The sequence below is a fragment of the Novosphingobium sp. LASN5T genome, from assembly GCF_003856955.1.
Classification (GTDB): domain Bacteria; phylum Pseudomonadota; class Alphaproteobacteria; order Sphingomonadales; family Sphingomonadaceae; genus Novosphingobium.
In genome coordinates this window covers 56,893-75,650 of record NZ_RQSI01000007.1, presented here as the reverse complement: position 1 = coordinate 75,650, position 18,758 = coordinate 56,893, and the positions used below count along the sequence as shown (strand labels likewise).

The window sequence follows — 18,758 nt, the reverse complement described above, 5'->3', positions numbered from 1 at the left end:
TTGCACGGCACGCCCGCGCCGCCTGCGGCAAACGCATGCAAAGTCGCACTGGACGCACATTGCCTGCAGCCGCTGAATATTCCCCCGTGCCAACCCGTGACGAGATGCACCCCACTCCGTCGACCGAACGGATCAAGCGATCTTCCGTGATCCCTGGGGGGAAATATGACTGCTCTGTTCAATGGCCCGCGCCTTGCGGGATTGCTCGTATCCCTTTCCACATCCGTTGCCCTGCCCGGCATCGCCATGGCGCAGGCGGCCGCACCTGCCACCGAAAGCGCGTCCGCGGCCGATCCGCTGGCCGGCGACATCGTGGTCACGGCCCGCAAGCGCGAGGAAAGCGCGCAATCCGTCCCGCTGGCCATCTCCGCCTTCTCGGGCGCGGCGATCGAGGCGCGCGGCGTGCAGAAGATCGATGGCCTTGCCAGCTTCACCCCGAACATGACCTTGCAGAACAACCCCAGCTTCGGCGGTGCGGGATCGTCGGCGGCGATCTACATTCGCGGGATCGGGCAGAAGGAATTCCTGCCCACCACCGAACCCGGCGTGGGCGTCTATGTTGATGGCGTCTATGTCGCCCGTTCGGTCGGCGCACTGCTCGATCTGGTCGACGTCGAACGTGTCGAGATCCTGCGCGGGCCGCAAGGCACGCTGTTCGGCCGCAATACTATCGGCGGCGCGATCAGCATCACCACGAAAAAGCCGGATGAAACGCCATCGGGCAACCTGCAGGTCACGACCGGCCGCTTCAGCCGCATCGACGTGAAGGCGAGCACCAACATCCCGCTTTCGGACACGCTGTTCTCCAAGGTCACCGTCGCCACCTTCAACCGCGATGGCTACGTCAGGCACCTCGTCGATGGCCGCGAGTTGGGCGATGTCGGCACGCTGACCGGCCGGTTCGACCTGCGCTGGAAGCCAAGCAGCACGTTCGAGGTCAATCTTGCGGTGGAAGGAACGCGCGATCGCACCAACGGCCCGGCTTTCGTGCTCTCGGGCGTCACGTACAAGTCCGCCATCTTCAACCCGCAGAACCTGCCGATGCTGCCACCCGGCAGCCCGGCCACGGCGGGCGCCTATGTGCTGAATCCTCCGTTCGATGCGCCCACCGACAACTTTACGCTGCTGCACAACTATTTCGCCACGCTGCTGGGCGGGCAGCCGTGCTTCGCGTTCGCGCCCTACAGCCCACAAGGCAATGCCGCGGCCTGCTTCAGCGATCGCTTCATCGTGGGCGACAGTGCCGATGCCGGCACCGGCCCGCAATATGCGAGGAACGACCTGTGGGGAGCGCAGGCCGTGATCGACTGGGATCTCGGCCCGGTGCAGTTGAAGTCGATCACCGCCTATCGCCATGTCAGCGGCGACTATGCCCGCGACGGCGATCATTCGCCGTTCACGATCCTGCACCTGGCGGACATCCTCAAACAGCACCAGTTCAGCCAGGAACTGCAGGTGCTCGGCAATACCGCCGACGACAAGCTGAAATACGTGGTCGGACTCTATTACTTCAACGAGAACGGCAACAATATCAACAATCTGGACTTCACGCCGGTGACCTTCCGGTCAGGCGGCAAGTTCGCCACGAAAAGCTATGCCGCATTCGGCCAGGCGACCTGGACCCCGATCCCGCTCATTGATCTGACGTTCGGTTTGCGCTACACCAAGGACCAGAAGTCGTTCCTTCCCGATCAGGAAATCCTGGTGGACAAGACTGGCGGCGCGCTGATCGCGGCCAGCCCGAACACCCCGCAGACGCGCGTGCTGCCCTATGTCACCGCCTATCGCAACGAGGATGCGGTAACGCCCAGCGCCAATATCGCGTTCCATGTGGCCGACAACGTGCTGGCCTATGCCTCGTTCTCGAAGGGGTTCAAGAGCGGCGGCTTCGTGCAGCGCGTGTTCCCGCCGCAGGCGAACATTCCCCAGTTCGGCGCAGAAAAGGCCACAGCCTATGAAATCGGCTTCAAGTCGAAGCTGTTCAACCGCCGCCTGACGCTGAACGGCGCCCTGTTCCTGACCAAATACGATGAACTGCAGGTGCAGGTCTTCACCGGCATCGCTCCGGTCACCAAGAACGCGGCTTCGGCCGAAATCAAGGGGCTGGAACTGGAGGGCCGCCTCGACGCTGGGGCCGGCTGGTTCCTGGAAGGCAGCCTTGGCTATCTCCACCCCCGTTTCACCGCGATCGATCCCGCCGCCGCCGAAATCACGCTGGCGTCGAAGTTCGAACGCGTTTCCAACTGGAGCTTGAGCGGCGCTGTCTCCAAGAGCGTGGAACTCGCAAACGGCGGCAACGTCCGTGCGCGGATCGACTGGTCGTACCGTTCGGGCGCCTACATGGACGCGCTCAATTCGCCCGAACTCTACCAACCGGGCTACAGCCTGTTCAACGCCAACGTGACCTACACTTTCCCCGGCGAAAAGGTTTCGGTCTTCGCCGGCGTGACCAACCTGACCGACAAGCAGTACCTTCAGACGGGGGTCTATGGCGCATCGTTCGGGCTCTACGAAAAGCTTTACGCACGGCCGCGCGAATGGTCGGCCGGCCTCAAGTGGTCGTTCTGACCATGGCGCGGTACGAAGAACTGGCGGGCCGTACCGCCATCATCGCCGGGGGCGCCACCCTGATCGGGGTGGCGGTCGCCCGCGCCTTCCTCGCGCAAGGTGTGCGGGTGGTCATCGCGGATATAGACCGCACAGGCGGCGAGCGCGCCGAAGCCGATCTCGGCTCCGAATCCCTGTTCGTCGAAACCGACGTCACGTCCGACGCGGCGATCGCAGCCTGCATCGCCAGCACGATCGCGCGGTTCGGGCGGCTGGACTTCCTCGTCAACGTGACGACCTCCTACCTCGACGACGGACTGGCGACGGAGCGCGAGACCTGGCTCAAGGCGCTCGACATCGGCCTGGTCGGTGGCGCGATGTTCGCGCAACTGGCGCAGGAACACCTTGCCGCCCATGCCGGCGCGATCGTCAACTTTTCCAGCGTCAGCGGCCATCGCGCGCAAAAGGGGCGCTTCGTCTATCCGGCGATCAAGGCCGCCGTGGCGCAGCTTACGCGCAGCCAGGCGCTGGAATTCGCGCGCCGTGGCGTGCGCGTCAACGCGGTGACGCCGGCGTGGACGTGGTCCAACGCCATCCTTGCCATGAGCGCGGACGATCGGGCGAAAGCCGATGCGGTGGGTGGGGTGTTCCACATGCCCGGCCGGATCGCCGACGCGGCGGAAGTGGCGGACGTGGTGATCTTTCTCTGCTCGGACGCGGCGCGCTTCATGAACGGCGCGGAAGTGGCCGTGGATGGCGGCTATCTGGCGCTGGGGCCGGAACAGCGCGAGGATCCGATCGACCGGTTGATGACCGCATAATCCCCGATCCGCGCCACACCTGTCGCATCGGTGACATGCCAGCGCGGAAAGCAGCCTTCGGGCGCAGGATTCAGGGGTTCGCGCCTCGTCCCTGCCCATTGACTCTCCACGGTGCCCGTATGATCCTGACTGTCAAAACAGGGAGCAAAATCACGGGGGGAACAGTGGGCAGCGGTTCCATTTCAGGCCTTGCCGGCCAGATTGCCATGATGACAGGCGGCAATGCCTGCGAGACATTGCCGGGCTTTGCCGTCTTTTCGTCCAACAGCCTCAGCGAAGTGCGCGAGCACATCGCGCGGACCTATTGCCCGCACCACCTCTCGGTGGCGCGGCGCGGCGAGCGGCTCGACGCCTGGCTCAACCACAAGCGCCTCAACGACATCGGCATCGGGGCGATGACCTATGGCGCGGAAGTCTCGATCGAAGGGATCGAGGACGAGGACATGCTGCTGCTGATGCAGCCGCTCGCGGGGATGGCCGAGATCGGTACACGCCAGGGAACCGTCCTGAGCACTCCGGCGATCGCTTCGGTGGTGAACACGCGCGATCTCAAACGGATGCACTGGTCCGCCGACTGCACGCAGCGCGTGGTCCAGATCAGCAACCGGGCGCTCGACCATCACGCCACGATGATGATCGGCCGTCCGCTCAGCCGCGAACTCGAATTCGCGCAGGAGATGCCGGTCAGTGCCGAGAACGCGCACTGGTGGCACTATGCCTCATTGCTCAGCATGGAACTTTCCGCCGCATCGGGAAGCGAAAGCCGCGCGGTGCTGGGAAGCCTTGAAACGCTGCTGATCCTGAAACTGCTGGAAAGCCACCCCAACAACTATTCGGAGCATCTGCGCCCGCAGCCGTGCAAGATCGCCCCGCACCACGTCCGCCGCGTGGAGCAGTTCATCATCACCCATGCCGCCGAACCGGTGACGCTGGACCAGTTGGTCGATGTGAGCGGTGTCAGCGCCCGTGCGCTGTTCGATGGCTTCCGCCGCTTTCGCGGCACCTCGCCGATGGCTTTCCTCAAGGCCGTGCGGCTGGAACGTGCACGGGACGATCTGCGCCAGGCAGAGCCGGGCACATCGGTTACGTCGGTCGCCTGCAAATGGGGCTTTTACCAGTTCGGCCGCTTTTCCGCGCAGTATCGCAAGATGTTCGGCGAGCTGCCTTCGGAAACGCTGCGCAACCTCAACTGAGGAAATCGAGCAGCGCGGCGTTGAACGCCGCGGGTTGTTCGATATTCGACAGATGCGCGGCGTCGAGCGTGACCAGTTGCGATCCCGCAATCCGGGCGGCAAGGACTTCGGCGTCGGCCGACGGCGTGGCCGGATCGCGGGCGCCGGCGATCAGCTGCGTGGGCAGGTCGATCAGGCCGATGATCGGGCGCATGTCCATGTCGCGGATCGCGGCGCAGCACCCGGCATAGCCCGCAGGCGATGTCGCCAGCAGTCCTTCGCGCACCGGCGCGATGCCGCCGAGCGCGGCGGCGCGGAATTCGGGCGTGAACCAGCGTTCGAGAATGGCCGAGGTCATCCCCGCCATGCCGTTCTCCAGTACGCTGGCAATGCGCGACTGCCATCCCGAAGGCGGCCCCATGTAGGCGGCGGTGTTGGCCAGCACGAGCCGGTCGAACCGGTCGGGCGCATGAACGCCGAGCCACTGGCCGGTCATCCCGCCGAGCGACAGTCCGCAGAAATGCGCGCGTGCGATGCCAAGCGCATCCATCAGATCGAGAACGTCGCGGCCCAGTCGGTCCAGCCCGTAGGCGCCGGCCGGAACGTCGGAGCGGCCATGGCCGCGCGTGTCATAGCGCAGCACCCGGAAGCGGGCGGCCAGCGCCGCCACCTGCGCCGACCACATGTCCATCGCGGTGCCGAGCGAGTTGGACAGGACGACGACCGGCGCATCTCCCGCTCCGTCCTCCGGACCGTCCATGCGCCACGCGATCGCGCAGCCATCGCCTACCGTCGCCATTCCCGTTTCGATCATGCCGCTCGTCTCCGTCCTTGCCAAAGGCGCAGGGACCACGCGCCGTCCCCACGGCGCATGGTCCCGGCAATGCGATCGTTGCGCGGGATCAGGCCGCTACCGCCGGCGCGCGATGGCGAGCCATGAGTTCGGTTTCGGCGGTATCGACGGCCGGGTGCAGCACGAAGTCGAAAGCGATTTCACTGAACGGGCCGTTGAGGTTCTCGGCATGGATCGCTTCCGGTTCCTCGCGGCGCACGATCTCGGGGATGAGATCATCGTGCGTGGCGAAGGCGAAATCGTCGTGCAGATAGGGATCGCCGTTGATGTTGATCTGCGTGGTCAGATGGCGATGGCCCGGCGCGGACACGAAGAAATGGATATGCGCCGGACGGTTGCCATGGCGACCGATCGCCGACAGGAGGCGGTCCGTGCCGCCCTGCGGCGGAACCGAATAGCCCGATGGCACGATGCTGCGGAACTTGTAGCTGCCATCGGCGCCGGTCTCGATGCGGCGGCGGTTGTTGTAGGCCGTCTGCGAGGGATCGAACACCGAATAGCCACCCTTGGTATTGGCATGCCAGACATCGACGATCGCGCCGGCCACAGGCTTGCCATCAAGGTCGAAGACGCGCCCGTGCATGATCAGCGTCTCGCCCGTGTCGGTGCCATCGTCCAGCCGCGCAAAGCTCTTGGCCAGCGGCGCGCCGGGAACGTAGAGCGGGCCTTCGATCGTGCGCGGGGTGCCGCCCGCGATGCCGGCGGCCTTGTCGGCGCGGTCCATCCGGATGTCGAGGAAGTGATCGAAGCCGAGACCCGGCGCGATCAGCCCGAATTCCGGCGCGGCTTCCTGCAGGAAGTGCAGCGCGTGCCAGAATTCCTCGGCCGTCACATCGAAATCATCGATGGTGGTGAACAGGTCGGACACGATGCGCCGCACGATCGCCTTGGTGCGCGCGTCACCGCCAGCCTGGTCCACGCCGGCAATGCGGGCGAGATAGCTCTGCACGCCGGATTCCTGCACGAGTTGTGATGCCATGAAACCTCTCCTTGAGCTTGCGCGACCTCAGCGGTCGTCGCTGTGGATTGACGAAGGGTGGCGGCACAGCGCCGTCACCGTGATGTCCATGAAAGGGAACAGCGGCAGGCCAGTGAGGATGGCGTGAAGCTCCTCGTTGCTCGCCACGTCGAAGATGCTGGTGTTGGCATAGGCGCCGACGTGCCGCCACAGATGTCGCCATGTGCCGGCCCGCTGCAGGTCTTCGGCCCGCGCCTTTTCCTCGGCCTTGAGCCGGTCGAACTCGGCCGGATCGAGATGCGCCGGCACCTTGACGAGCATTTCCACCTGAAAGAGCATGATTACCTCGCGACCTGGTTGAGCATGACGACGGTGCGCTCCGGCGCATCGCGGCGGAAGTGGCGGACCTTGTCCTCGTCAAGCTCGATCCCGAGCCCCGGACCCTTCGGCACCGTCAGCGCGAAGTCCGCGTATTCGAGCGGCGTGGCGAGAATTTCCTCGGTCTGGAGCAGCGGCCCGAACAGTTCGGTGCCCCAGGCCAGCGTGGCGAACGTCGAACACAGGTGCGCCGCCGCCGCCGTACCCACGCTGCCTTCCAGCATGGTGCCGCCATAGAGGCCGATATGCGCCGCCTCCGCGATCGCCGCGACCTTCCCCGCCGCGATCAACCCGCCGGCCTGCGCCGCCTTGATCGAGAAGGCATCGCCCGCGCGGATCGCCGCAAGATCGAACGCGTCGTGCGTGCCGCGCAAGGCTTCATCCGCCATGATCGCGATGGGGGCGCTGGCGGCAAGGCGCGCCATGCCCGCCCGGTCGGCGCGCGGCAGCGGCTGTTCGATCAGATCGATGCCCGCGTCCGCCAGCATCCGCGCACCCTTCCGCGCGGTCTGTTCGTCCCATGCCTGGTTGACGTCCACCCGCACCGAGGCGCTGGCGCCCAGCGCCCGCTTGATCGCCCCGGCATGGGCGACGTCATCGGCCAGGGGGCGCTTGCCGATCTTGAGCTTGAACACATTGTGCCGCCGGGCCTCGATCATCGCTTCGGCTTCGGCGATGTCCTGCGCGGTATTGCCGCTGGCCAGCGTCCACAGCACCGGCAGGCGATCGTGCTGGCGCCCGCCCAGCAGATCGGACAGCGGCACGCCGGCACGCCGCGCGATGCAATCGAGCAGCGCGGTCTCCACCGCGTTCTTGGCGAAGTGATTGCCCACGACGTTCTGCCGCAGCCGCGTCATCAGCGCGGCGGGCATCGTGGAATCCGCTCCGACCAGCAGCGGCGCGAAATAGGTGTCGATGGTGAGCTTGATGCTCTCGGGGCTTTCGTCGCCATAGGCAAGTCCGCCGATCGTCGTCCCTTCGCCCAGCCCGGACACCCCGTCCGAACAGCGCACGCGCACAAGCACCATCGACTGCCGACTGATCGAGGTCATCGACAACACATGCGGGCGGATCGTCGGGACATCGACGATCCAGGTATCAATTGTATCTATGGTCGCCAAAGGCCGAATCCTTTCCCAACCGCCATATATTGCGGCTCTTCTATTGACTCCCCCCGCGTTCGTGAAAGATCGTCTCGGTACGGATCGATACCTTTTGGATATGATATGGAACTGAGGCACCTCCGCTATTTCGTCGCCGTAGCCAACGAACAGAACTTCACGCGCGCGGCGGAACTGCTCAACGTGGCGCAGCCGCCGCTCAGCCGGCAGATCCGGCAACTGGAGGAGGAAATCGGCGCCGACCTGTTCGACCGCGATTCCCGCCCGGTGCGGCTGACCGAGGCCGGGCGGCTGCTTTACGAACATGCCGTGCCGCTGCTGGCGGGCGTCGACCAGTTGCGCGACATGATGCGCCGCTTCACCGGGCACGGGCAGCGGCGGTTCGTGATCGGCTTCGTCGGTTCCATCCTGTTCGGCCCGCTTCCCGAAGTGATCCGCCTGTTCCGCGACCGCGCGACCAATGTGGAGGTCTCTGTCCTCGAATGCACCACGACCGAACAGATCGCGGCGCTTAAGGAAGGACGCATCGACGCCGGCTTCGGACGATTGCGCTTCGAGGACCCGGCCATCCGCCGGATCGTGCTGGCCGAGGAGAAGCTGCTGGCGGCCGTTCCAGCCGATCACCCCCTCGCCCTGGCACGGCGCCCTGTCCATCTGGAAGACCTGGTCGGGCAGACCCTGATCGCCTATCCGCGGCCGGCCCGCCCCAGCTATGCCGACCAGGTCTTCAGCATCTTCCACGACGCCGGCCTGCAACCAAGCGGCGTGCAGGAAGTGCGCGAGCTCCAGACCGCGATCGGCCTTGTCGCCGCCCATGCCGGCTTCACCATCGTTCCGGAATCGGTGCAACGCTTCCGGCGTGACGACGTGGCCTATCTCCCCATCGCCGACAACACCGCGCGCTCGCCGATCATGATGATCCATCGCATGGGCGACATTTCGGCCGAACTCGCCCAGCTCATCGCGATCAGCCGCGACGTGCACGGGGTGCCGCGAGACTGAACCGACGCAGCGGAGTTCCGGGCGTGGGATACCCGGTCATCCGACGCCCGCGTGCTCATGCCAAGCTGCTGAGATGCTGACGCATCACAGCTTGGAAATGCTCAAGCGCCGCACGGGCTTAACCCCAATGCGGTGAGCCATGCTCGCCGCATTGGGGTGTCACTCCTGCCATCCACCGCCCAGCGCGCGAAAGAGCTGGACCGTTGCCGTGGCCTGCGCCATGCGCGCCTGCTCCACCGCATCCTGGTCCGACAGCGCGGAAAGGCGCGCCTGCAACACATCGCCCAGCGTCATGCGGCCGGCACGGTAGAGCGCGTCGGCCTGGTCCGCGCGTTGCGTCGAAGTCGCCAGCGCCTGCTGCAATCCCGCAAGCCGCCCATCGAATCCCGTGCGCAGGCCGTAAGCGCCTTCCACTTCCTCCAGCGCGGTAACCACCGCCTTGTCATGGCTAGCCATCGCCGCAACGAGTTCCGCATCGCCCATCGCCACGCGCGCCCTGAGGCGGCCGGCGTTGAACACCGGCACCCAGGCGGAGATGCCCGCCAGCCCGCCGGTGCCGCCGAAGCCGGGCAGCCCGCCGAGGTCGATCCGCCCGTTCTGGCCAAGGAACTGGATGCCGAAGCGCGGCAGAAGATCGGCCTTCGCGCTGCGCAGCCTCGCCGCGCGCGCCGTAACCGCGAAGGCGGCGGCGCGCACGTCCGGGCGGCGGTCCAGCACGGTCGAGGGCAATTGCCCGCCGGGCGGCGGCGGCACGGTCAGGCCATCGGCAGGGCCGGTCTCCACCGCCTGTTCGGGCGTCCCTCCGGCCAGCACTGCCAGTCGGCGACGGCGCACGTCGATCAAGGCCTCGATCGGGGCACGGCCGGCGCGCAAGGTCTCCAGCGCGGCACGGGCCTTGCTGACATCGGCGGCGGTCGCCGACCCCGAACGCATTCTCGCCCCGGCATAGGCGACAAGGCGCCCGGCGGTCGCCACGCTGGCATCCAGCAGCGCCAGCCGTCGACGCAGGCCCTGCAACTGCTGGTAGTTCTCGACGACATCGCCGACCACCAGCAGCCGCGCGCCGGCCTCGGTCTCGGCCGTACCCAGCGCAAGCGCGCGCGCCGCGGCGACATCGGCGTGGCGTCCGCCGAACACGTCCGGTTCCCAGCTCGCGCCAAGGCCGATGGCGTACCCTCCGCCGGTCACGCCGTTGTCGGCGCCGGGCAGCGACGACACCAGCGTCCCCAGCGCCCCATCCAGCCCACCGTCGCTGACGGTTCCGAACGCGGCGCCATGCGCGGCCACCGTCGGATAGAGCGCGGATTCGGCGACGGCAACCATCGCCCGCGCCGCCGCGACATTGGCGCGCGCAATGCGGATGTCGTGATTGGTGGTCAGCGCGCGTTCCACCAGCCGATCGAGCGCGGGATCGCCCCAGGCCGTCCACCAGCGCCGCACGTCTTCAGCCCGCGCATCGGCATCGCCTTCCCCGTTCGCCCGCGGGGCATCGAACCGCGCGGGCGCGGCCACGGGAGCGACGGGCGGCGAAGCCGGCGGCGGGGCCACGCACGCCGCCAGCGGCAGCATCGCAAGCAGCGGAAGTGCAAGCGCCTTCATTTTCGATCGTCCCCGCATTTCATCCCTGCCGCGCCAGCATCGCGCGGAAGCGCTGCACGGCCAGCGTTACGAACAACGCACCCCAGCCGCAGATCAGCGCCAGTTCCGGCCAGATCACGTCGATGCCCGCACCACGATAGAGGATCGCCTTGGACAGCGTGACGAACTGCGTCGTCGGCAGACACTCCGCCAGCGCCTTGATCGTCGGCGGCATGCTTTCCAATGGCGTGGCCGCTCCGGACAGCAGATAGGCGATCGCATAGACCGGCACCGCGAAAAGGCCGAACTGCGGCATGCTCGGCGCCATCGTGGCCATCCACATGCCAAGCGCGGTCACCGAGAACAGATAGATCAGCATCGAGCCGGCGAACAAGGCCAGCGACCCCGCCAGCGGAACGTCCAGTGCGCCATGGACCACGAACCACAGCGAGGCGACCGACGCAACGAGAATGACGAAACCGTTGGCCAGGATCTTGGCGAAGGCGATCTCGCTGGCGCGGACCGGCATGACCAGCAAATGCTCGATCGTACCGTGTTCCCGCTCGCGGATCACCGCCGCCCCGACGAGGATGATCGCCAGCACGGTGACGTCGGTGACGATCTGCATGACCGAGGTGTACCATGCGGAGGTCGCGTTGGGATTGAAGCGGATGCGGCTCGTCACGCGCAGCGGCAACTGTTCCATCAACCCCCGCGCGCGGAGGAACTCCAGCGTCTCCTGCGCGAAAATCTGCTGGAAATACGATGCGCCGAGCCCGGCCTGCGTCATCGCCGTGGCATCGACGAGCAGTTGCACCGTTGGCGCGCGACCGGCCAGGACATCGGCCTGGAAGCGTTCGGGAATCTCGATCACGAAGATATAGCGGCTGGCGTCCATCGCCGGCACCACGTCGGCGCGGGCGATGTCTTCGGGCGGCTTGAAATAGGGCGCCCGCACCGCATCGCGCAACTGGCGCGAAAGTTCGGAGCGATCGTTGTCGATGATCGCGACCGAGGCGTTGGAGACTTCGGCCTTCACCCCGTTGGCGACGACGACGATGGCCCCCGTGAAGGCGAACACGATCAGCAGGACCAGCGTCACGTCCTTCATCAGGCTGCGCAGTTCCTTCGCGCCGAGCAGCCAGACATTGAGAATCCAGCGCCTCATACGTCCTGCTCGCGCAGCATCAGGCGGGCGGCGGCGACATAGGCAAGCGCGAAGCCGCCCAGCGCAAGATAAGGTTCGGCGAAACTCGCCAGGCCCAGCCCCTTGGTGAACGTGCCCAGGCTGACGATCTGGAACCACGACGAGGGGAAACCGACGCCGATCCAGTAGCTCCCCCCGTCCAGGGTCGAAACCGGATAGAGCAGGCCGGAGAAATTGACCGACGGAATCAGGCAGATCAGCGAGGTCGCGAAAATGGCGGAAACCTGCGAGCGCACGAACGTGGAGATCATCAGGCCCAGCCCCGTCGCGGCAAGCAGGAACAGCAGCCCGCCGATGGTCAGGGCCAGCAGCGAGCCACGGAGCGGAACGCCCAGCACGGTGACGATGGTCGTCACCAGCAGGCCGAAGCTGACCATCGCCAGCGCCACGTATGGCGCCTGCTTGCCAAGCAGGAAGGCCCCGCCGCTCGCGGGCGAGGCATAGAAGTTGGTGATCGAGCCGATCTCCTTCTCCCGCACGATGCCCAGCGCAGTCAGCATCGCCGGGATCAGGATCAGCGTGAGCATCAGCACGCCCGGCGTGATCGCGTAGATGCTGCGGAATTCCTGGTTGTAGATGAAACGCGGCTCGATCCCGAGCGGCAGCCCGGTTATCGGCGCGCCCGGCGTCGCGGCAAGTACGTCGGCGATATAACCGGTCAGGATCGCTTCACCGTAAGCGCGGGCATTGGACGCCGGAAACGGGCTTCCGCCGTCGATGAGCAAGCCCACCTCCGGCCGCCGCCCCGCGGCGAGGTCGCGGCCGAACCCCGGCGGAATGTCGAGCACGAGTTGCACCGTCCCGTCGCGCAGCCCCCGCTCCGCATCGGCATCGCCCTGTGGCGGCGGCATCTCCCGGAAATAGCGCGAACCCTGGAAGTGCCGAACGAGATCGCGGCTGGTCGCGGTGCGATCGTGGTCGAGCACGGCGAGGCGGATGTCCTGCACATCGAACGAGATGCTGAACGCGGCGATGCAGAGAAGCGCCATCGGACCAGCCAGCGCGAAGACGAGCCGGGTCCGGTCGCGGAGCAGTTCCAGCGCCTCGCGCCGCGCGAAGGCCCAGGCGTAGGCGAACCAGCGGCCAACGCCACCGGCGCGCGGCGCTTCAGGCGGTGCTCCGGCGACATCGGCCGGCTGCAATGCCGGCGGATTGCCCGCATCGCCGTCAAGCACCGCGATGAACGCATCTTCCAGCCGCGTCACCCCCTGTTCGCGAACGAGGTCGGCCGGCGCGCCGACCGCCAGCACTCTCCCGCGATGCATCAGCGAGATGCGATCGCACCGCTCGGCTTCGTTCATGAAATGGGTCGAGACGAAGATGGTCACGCCCTCTTCGCGCGAAAGGCGGATCAGGTGGCGCCAGAACATGTCGCGGGCCGCCGGGTCGACGCCCGAGGTCGGCTCATCGAGGATCAGCACTTCCGGACGGTGGAGGCAGGCCGCGGCAAGCTGAAGGCGCTGCCGGATACCCAGCGGCAGCGAGGAAGGCGGCGTATCGGCATGGTCGGCCAGCGCGAACTCCGCCATTGCCCGTTCCACCAGCGGTCCCGCCTCCGCGCGCGGCACCCGGTAGAGCCGCGCGTGCAGCGCCAGATTCTGCCGCACCGTCAACTCCTCGTAGAGCGAGAAGGCCTGCGACATATAGCCCACCCGCATCCGCGTCGTCATGTCGCCGGGCGTGATCGTCTTGCCGAACAGCCGGGCAGCCCCGCTGGTCGCGTCGAGCAGGCCGGTCAGCATCTTCATCGTGGTGGTCTTGCCGCAGCCGTTCGAGCCGAGGAAACCGAAGATTTCGCCCTTGCCGATGCGGAAGTTGACGTGATCGACCGCGACGAAATCCCCGAATTGACGGACGAGATCGTGCGCCTCGATCGCGGGAGCGCCGCCCTCGTCACGCCACGGCGGCACCACCAGCGCTTCCTGCGAGGGCCGCCGCGCCTCGGGCAGCAGCCGAATATAGGCTTCCTCCAGCGTATCCGCGCCAGCTTGCTCCATGATCGCGCGCGTGCGCCCCTGTGCGATCACGCGGCCCGCGTCCATGGCGACGAGATGGTCGAAGCGTTCGGCTTCCTCCATATAGGCGGTCGACACCAGCACGGTGAGCGCGGGCCGCTCGGCGCGCAGCGCATCGACCAGCTCCCAGAACTGGCGGCGCGACAGGGGGTCGACCCCGGTCGTCGGCTCGTCGAGGACAAGCAGGTCGGGATCGTGGACCAGCGCGCAGCACAGCCCCAGCTTCTGCTTCATGCCGCCGGAAAGTTTGCCCGCGGGCCGGTCAGGAAAGGGCGCCAGACCGGTCGCATCGAGCAGCCGCCGCATATGCGCGGCGCGCTCGGCGGCATTCAGCCCGAACAGGCGGCCGAAGAAATCGATGTTCTCGGCCACGGTCAGCGTCGGATAGAGGTTCCGCCCCAGCCCTTGCGGCATATAGGCCACGCGTGACAGGAACCGGTCGCGTCCTGCCGCCTGCGAAAGGTCCAGTCCCAGCACCGACAGGCGCCCCTGCTGCAACTTCCGGACCCCGGCTACCAACCCCAGCAACGACGACTTGCCCACGCCGTCGGGGCCAACCAGCGCGATCGCCTCCCCCTTGGGCAGGCACAGGGATACGTCGTCGAGCGCCAGTACCGCGCCATAGCGATGCGTCACTCCGACGACGTCGATAGCCGCCGGCTCCCGCTCGTCCGGGGCGCGGTCGACCGCCACGATCACGGTTTCCGGGGCTTGAACGATGGCCAGGCCTGGCGGGGATCGGTCCTGACGAAGCCATCGGCGGTCATCCCCGCCTTGAGCCTGCCATCGAGACCGCGCGCCACGTCCGCCGGGATGCGCAGCTTGACGCGATAGGACAGCTTCTCGCGCTCGCTCTTCGTTTCGACGAACTTGGGCGTGAACTGCGCATCGGGCGCGATGAAGCCGATCCGCGCCGGGATCGCCGTGTCGAAACCTTCCGGCAGCACCCGCGCCTCGTCACCGATCCTGAGCCGCGCCACGGTTTCGGCGGGCAGGAAGATCGTGAGGTAGACGTCCTCGGGATTGACCAGCGAGACGATCTTGCCCCCGGCCGGCAGCACGGTTCCCGGCTCGACGATGCGGTATTCGACACGGCCCGGCCCCGGCGCCCTGATCTTCAGGTCGGCAAGGACAGTGTCGATCTGGGCGATCTGCGCGTCGGCCTGCGCGATCGCGGTGCGCGCTTCGTTCACGCCGCCGCCCGCGGCCGTGACGCCCGCGCTCGCGGTATCATACGCCACGCGGCGCTGCTCCAGTTCCACCGGCGAGACCATCGCCTGATCGCGCAGCTTCGCCGTTTCGCGCAGATCGATTCCCGCCAGACGGGCCTGGCCGGCGCGAACCGCGCGTTCCCCTTCCGCCCTCTCCACCGCGGCGGCCGCGCGATCACGCGCCGCCCGCGCGCCGCGCAACTGCGCCAGCGTGTCCGCCGCGTCTTCCTCGGCGATCACCTCGCCCGCGCGGACGAGGTCACCCTCCTGCACGCGCAGGGCCAGGAGGCGCCCCGGATACTTCACCGCCACATCGGTCCGCGTCATTTCGATGCGCCCGTTGCCCCGCACGATGCCATCGGGAAGATCGCTGCCGCGCGTCGCCTGCCACCACGCGAAAAAGCCCGCCGCCAGCAGGACGGCGATCACCGCCGGCACGATCCGACGAACAAGACGCTTCATTGAACGGGCCTCCGGGGCGGCGAAACGACGGGAAATACGGACGGAACCATGTCAGGCCATCAGATGCTGGCCGCTGTCGACCGGAATGACGGTGCCGGTAATCCGTCGCGCCGCGTCGCTGGCAAGGAACGCCGCCAGCGCGCCCACGTCGGCTATGTCGACAAGCTGGCCTTCAGGCACTTCGGACGCGGCGCGGTCGAGCAGTTCGTCGAACCGGTCGATCCCGCTGGCGGCGCGCGTCGCGATCGGCCCCGGCGAGATGGCGTGCGCGCGAATGCCCTTCGGCCCCAGTTCGGCCGCGACATAGCGCGTGGCGCTTTCCAGCGCGGCCTTGACCGGCCCCATCAGGTTGTAATGCCGCACCACGCGCTCCGAACCGTAGAACGTCACGCACAGCAGGCAGCCGCCCTGCGGCATCAGCGGTTCGGCGAGCCGCGCCATCCGCAGGAAGCTGTGGCAGGAAACATCCATCGCCACCTCGAAGCCCTCGGCCGAACTGTCGATGACGCGCCCGTGCAGATCCTCCTTGGGCGCGAAGGCGATCGAATGGAGCAGGAAATCAAGCCCGCCCCATTCGGCCGCCACACGCGCGAACAGCGCTTCCAGTTCGCCCGGCACGCGCACGTCGCACGGCGCCAGCCATTCCACGCCCAGCGCATCCGCAACCGGCTGGACGAAAGGCTTTGCCTTCTCGTTGAGATAGGTTGCCGCCAGACGTGCCCCGCAATCGCGAAACGCCTGTGCGCAGCCAGCCGCGATGCTGTGTTCGTTGGCGATTCCCACCACCAGCCCGCGCTTACCGGAAAGATCGACCAGCGGCGCCATCATGCCTCCTTTGCCGAAGCCAGCAGTTCGAGCGTGTGGAGCGCGATCATGCGCTCCTCATCCGTCGGGATCACGCGGACCTTCACCGCGCTGTCGGCCGTGCTGATAAGCGGCGCATGGGCCGTGTTAGCCTGCGGATCGATCGTCACGCCGAGCCAGCCCAGCCGCGCACAGACCATCGCGCGTACATCCGCCGCGTTCTCTCCGATTCCGGCGGTGAACACGATCCCGTCCAGCCCTTCGAGCGAGCACGCCAGCGCCCCCGCCTCACGCGCCGCACGATAGGCGAACAGTGCGACCGCCTCCGCCGCGCGCGGATCATCGCTGGCGGCAAGGTCGCGCATATCGCTCGAAAGGCCGGAAACGCCGAGCAGCCCTGACTCGCTGTAGAGCAGGTGCTCCACCGCCTTCGCGTCGAGGCCCTTCTGCTGGAACAGATAGAGCACCACGCCCGGATCGATCGTGCCGCAGCGCGTGCCCATGACCAGTCCGTCAAGCGCGGTGAAGCCCATCGTCGTATCGATGCTGACCCCACCCTTCATCGCGCACAGGCTCGCCCCGTTGCCGAGATGCGCCGCGATCACGCGGCCCCCGGCCATCACCGGATCGATCTCGCGCAGGCGGCGCGCGATATATTCGTAGGAGATGCCGTGGAAGCCATAGCGGCGCACGCCTTCCCCGGTCAGCGCGCGCGGCAGCGCCAGCCACGTGGCGACGGACGGCTGGGTCTGGTGGAAGCCGGTATCGAAGCAGGCCACTTGCGGAAGCCGGGGCCGGGCCGCCTTCACCGCGCGGATCGCCGCAAGGTTGTGCGGCTGGTGCAGCGGCGCCAGCGGACACAGCGCGTCGAGCTTCTCCAGCAAGGCATCCGTTATTCGCGCCGGCTCCGCGAAATCGGCGCCGCCATGAACCACGCGATGCCCCACCGCCACCAGTTCCCGCCCGACATGCGCTTCGACGCTGTCGAGAAGGTCCGCAAGCAGCGTTTCATGCGTCGCGCCGTCCTCATGCGACCAGCGCCGTTCTGCGAGCGTGACGCCGGCGGCATCCCGCGCGATCAGGTGCGGCGCAAGACCGATGGCTTCGATCTTGCCATGGGCAAGCAACCGCACGTCCGTTCCTTCACGGGCATAGAGCGCGAACTTGAGGCTCGAAGACCCGGCGTTGAGGCACAGGAGGGTTGCGCTCATGCGCGCGCATCCCCTGCTCCCGGAGCGGCCTTGGTGCCAGCGCGCGCCAGCAGCACCGCCAGCGCACACGAGGCGATCCGCGTCCGCCGGCTGTCCGCGCGGCTGGTCAGGATGATCGGCACGCGCGCGCCCAGCACGACACCGGCGGCATCCGCCCCGGCCAGGAACGTGAGCTGCTTGGCCGCGATATTGCCGGCCTCCAGATCGGGCACGAGCAGCACGTCCGCCTGCCCCGCCACCGGCGAAACGATCCCCTTTTCCCGCGCCGCCGCCTCGCTGATGGCGTTGTCGAGCGCCAGCGGCCCGTCCAGCACGCCACCGGCGATCTGGCCCCGGTCCGCCATCTTGCACAGCGCGGCGGCATCCAGTGTCGCCTGCATCTTCGGGTTGACCGTCTCCACCGCCGCGATGATCGCCACGTTCGGTCGCTCGATCCCGATCACATGGGCCAGATCGATGGCGTTGCGCGCGATATCGGCCTTGTCCTCCAGCGTCGGGGTGATGTTGATCGCGGCATCGGTGATGACCAGCGGACGCGGATGGCCGGGCACGTCCATCACATAGGCATGGCTGATGCGCCGTTCGGTGCGCAGGCCCGTATCGGCATGGACCACTTCGGCCATCAGTTCGTCAGTATGGAGCGAGCCTTTCATCAGCAAGGCCGCCTCTCCCGCGCGCACCAGTTCCACCGCGCGGGCGGCGGCGGCATGGCTGTGCGGCGCATCGATCAGGCGGAAGGCCGAAATGTCGAAGCCCGCCGCTTCCGCAGCCGCCTGGATCTTCATCGCCGGACCAACCAGCACCGGCCGGATCAGCCCCGCCTCCGCCGCTTCGGCGACCGCTGCCACGGCATCGGCGCTGCACGGGTGCGCGACGGCGGTGACCGCAGGTTCGCCGGAAGCGGCGCCCTGAACCAGCGCATGGAAGCGGTCATGACGCGCGATGCGCACGTCGGGCACGGGCACGCGCGCGCGGCTGACCTTCTCCGTCGGCGCCTTGACCTCGGCCTCCCCCGAAATCACCGTTTCACCGATCTGGTTTATACAAGCGCAAGCGAGCGTGACAATATGGTGTTCAGGCTTCTTGGCGGTGACAGTGACCGTCGCGGTAACCGTGTCGCCTACCCCCACCGGACGGCTGAACCGCAGCGACTGGCCCAGATAGATCGCGCCGGGCCCCGGAAGTTCGGTCCCCAGCACCGCCGAAATCAGCCCCGCGCCCCACATGCCATGCGCGATCACGCGATGGAACATATCGGTCTCGGCATAGGCCGGGTCCATATGGGCCGGGTTCACGTCACCCGATACGGCCGCGAAAAGCTGGATGTCGTCGGCGGTAAGCTGGCGCGTCAGGCTGGCGCTGTCGCCGATGGCGATCTCGTCGAAGGTCCGGTTCTCGATAAGGGCGGGATCGGTCAT

At 67.2% G+C, this 18,758-nt stretch carries 15 protein-coding genes; 4 read left to right on the top strand and 11 right to left on the bottom strand.

The annotated features are described in order from the left end of the window. The first annotated feature begins 165 nt into the window (after nucleotides 1–165). From EH199_RS07005 to EH199_RS06995, 3 genes are all read left to right on the top strand, one after another. On the top strand, nucleotides 166–2,568 hold the full coding sequence (locus EH199_RS07005; protein ID WP_124808563.1) for a TonB-dependent receptor: 2,403 nt from the start codon (nucleotides 166–168) through the stop codon (nucleotides 2,566–2,568). Then, complete coding sequence (locus EH199_RS07000; RefSeq protein ID WP_223806518.1) at nucleotides 2,538–3,368, top strand: SDR family oxidoreductase; 831 nt, start codon at nucleotides 2,538–2,540, stop codon at nucleotides 3,366–3,368. The genes EH199_RS07005 and EH199_RS07000 overlap by 31 nt, the downstream gene beginning before the upstream one ends. Before the next feature lie 164 nt (nucleotides 3,369–3,532). Beyond that, nucleotides 3,533–4,561: an AraC family transcriptional regulator gene (locus EH199_RS06995; RefSeq protein WP_223806517.1), complete on the top strand. Its 1,029-nt coding sequence runs from the start codon at nucleotides 3,533–3,535 to the stop codon at nucleotides 4,559–4,561. Here the strand turns inward: EH199_RS06995 and pcaD are convergent. From pcaD to EH199_RS06975, 4 genes are all read right to left on the bottom strand, one after another. Continuing rightward, nucleotides 4,554–5,339, bottom strand: coding sequence for a 3-oxoadipate enol-lactonase (pcaD, locus tag EH199_RS06990; protein WP_370449672.1), 786 nt, complete (start codon nucleotides 5,337–5,339; stop codon nucleotides 4,554–4,556). The genes EH199_RS06995 and pcaD overlap by 8 nt on opposite strands. 103 nt (nucleotides 5,340–5,442) lie before the next feature. Beyond that, a complete protein-coding gene (catA, locus tag EH199_RS06985) occupies nucleotides 5,443–6,372 on the bottom strand; it encodes a catechol 1,2-dioxygenase (RefSeq protein WP_124808561.1) in 930 nt (309 codons plus the stop codon). A 27-nt stretch (nucleotides 6,373–6,399) separates the two neighbouring features. Next, entirely contained in the window at nucleotides 6,400–6,690 is a 291-nt protein-coding gene (gene catC / locus EH199_RS06980) for a muconolactone Delta-isomerase (protein WP_124808560.1), read from the bottom strand. A 2-nt stretch (nucleotides 6,691–6,692) separates the two neighbouring features. Next, complete coding sequence (locus EH199_RS06975) at nucleotides 6,693–7,850, bottom strand: muconate/chloromuconate family cycloisomerase (protein WP_124808559.1); 1,158 nt, start codon at nucleotides 7,848–7,850, stop codon at nucleotides 6,693–6,695. A gap of 105 nt (nucleotides 7,851–7,955) precedes the next feature. On the opposite strand from EH199_RS06975, the gene EH199_RS06970 reads away from it, so the two are divergent. Next, the gene (locus EH199_RS06970; protein ID WP_124808558.1) at nucleotides 7,956–8,852 is read left to right on the top strand and encodes a LysR family transcriptional regulator; all 897 of its coding nucleotides are present in this window, start codon (nucleotides 7,956–7,958) and stop codon (nucleotides 8,850–8,852) included. Nucleotides 8,853–9,011: 159 nt separating this feature from the next. Here the strand turns inward: EH199_RS06970 and EH199_RS06965 are convergent, their stop codons facing one another. Genes EH199_RS06965 through EH199_RS06935 form a run of 7 tightly spaced genes read right to left on the bottom strand, consistent with a single transcriptional unit; the run spans nucleotide 9,012 to nucleotide 18,758 of the window. Further along, the gene (locus EH199_RS06965) at nucleotides 9,012–10,451 is read right to left on the bottom strand and encodes a TolC family protein (protein WP_206694940.1); all 1,440 of its coding nucleotides are present in this window, start codon (nucleotides 10,449–10,451) and stop codon (nucleotides 9,012–9,014) included. A gap of 19 nt (nucleotides 10,452–10,470) precedes the next feature. Next, nucleotides 10,471–11,598: an ABC transporter permease gene (locus EH199_RS06960; RefSeq protein ID WP_124808557.1), complete on the bottom strand. Its 1,128-nt coding sequence runs from the start codon at nucleotides 11,596–11,598 to the stop codon at nucleotides 10,471–10,473. Next, nucleotides 11,595–14,345 (bottom strand): ribosome-associated ATPase/putative transporter RbbA, encoded by a 2,751-nt coding sequence (rbbA, locus tag EH199_RS06955; protein ID WP_148092135.1) that lies wholly within the window; start codon nucleotides 14,343–14,345, stop codon nucleotides 11,595–11,597. Before rbbA ends, EH199_RS06960 begins: the two co-directional genes overlap by 4 nt. A 2-nt stretch (nucleotides 14,346–14,347) precedes the next feature. After that, entirely contained in the window at nucleotides 14,348–15,325 is a 978-nt protein-coding gene (locus tag EH199_RS06950) for an HlyD family secretion protein (RefSeq protein WP_124808556.1), read from the bottom strand. 51 nt (nucleotides 15,326–15,376) lie between these two features. Then, the gene (gene fabI / locus EH199_RS06945) at nucleotides 15,377–16,150 is read right to left on the bottom strand and encodes an enoyl-ACP reductase FabI (protein WP_124808620.1); all 774 of its coding nucleotides are present in this window, start codon (nucleotides 16,148–16,150) and stop codon (nucleotides 15,377–15,379) included. After that, complete coding sequence (locus tag EH199_RS06940; RefSeq protein ID WP_124808555.1) at nucleotides 16,150–17,340, bottom strand: acetate/propionate family kinase; 1,191 nt, start codon at nucleotides 17,338–17,340, stop codon at nucleotides 16,150–16,152. Before EH199_RS06940 ends, fabI begins: the two co-directional genes overlap by 1 nt. Beyond that, nucleotides 17,337–18,758, bottom strand: a complete 1,422-nt coding sequence (locus EH199_RS06935) for a bifunctional enoyl-CoA hydratase/phosphate acetyltransferase (protein ID WP_124808554.1) — start codon at nucleotides 18,756–18,758, stop codon at nucleotides 17,337–17,339. Before EH199_RS06935 ends, EH199_RS06940 begins: the two co-directional genes overlap by 4 nt.

What these genes read in the sequence shown, in the direction of transcription:
- catA (WP_124808561.1), bottom strand. Translation starts at nt 6,372, where the DNA reads ATGGCATCACAACTCGTGCAGGAATCCGGCGTGCAGAGCTATCTCGCC.
- catC (WP_124808560.1), bottom strand. Translation starts at nt 6,690, where the DNA reads ATGCTCTTTCAGGTGGAAATGCTCGTCAAGGTGCCGGCGCATCTCGAT.
- EH199_RS06970 (WP_124808558.1), top strand. Translation starts at nt 7,956, where the DNA reads ATGGAACTGAGGCACCTCCGCTATTTCGTCGCCGTAGCCAACGAACAG.
- EH199_RS06960 (WP_124808557.1), bottom strand. Translation starts at nt 11,598, where the DNA reads ATGAGGCGCTGGATTCTCAATGTCTGGCTGCTCGGCGCGAAGGAACTG.
- EH199_RS06935 (WP_124808554.1), bottom strand. Translation starts at nt 18,758, where the DNA reads ATGACCGATCCCGCCCTTATCGAGAACCGGACCTTCGACGAGATCGCC.
- EH199_RS06950 (WP_124808556.1), bottom strand. Translation starts at nt 15,325, where the DNA reads ATGAAGCGTCTTGTTCGTCGGATCGTGCCGGCGGTGATCGCCGTCCTG.
- pcaD (WP_370449672.1), bottom strand. Translation starts at nt 5,339, where the DNA reads ATGGCGACGGTAGGCGATGGCTGCGCGATCGCGTGGCGCATGGACGGT.
- fabI (WP_124808620.1), bottom strand. Translation starts at nt 16,150, where the DNA reads ATGGCGCCGCTGGTCGATCTTTCCGGTAAGCGCGGGCTGGTGGTGGGA.
- EH199_RS06940 (WP_124808555.1), bottom strand. Translation starts at nt 17,340, where the DNA reads ATGAGCGCAACCCTCCTGTGCCTCAACGCCGGGTCTTCGAGCCTCAAG.
- EH199_RS07005 (WP_124808563.1), top strand. Translation starts at nt 166, where the DNA reads ATGACTGCTCTGTTCAATGGCCCGCGCCTTGCGGGATTGCTCGTATCC.
- EH199_RS07000 (WP_223806518.1), top strand. Translation starts at nt 2,538, where the DNA reads ATGGTCGGCCGGCCTCAAGTGGTCGTTCTGACCATGGCGCGGTACGAA.
- EH199_RS06965 (WP_206694940.1), bottom strand. Translation starts at nt 10,451, where the DNA reads ATGAAGGCGCTTGCACTTCCGCTGCTTGCGATGCTGCCGCTGGCGGCG.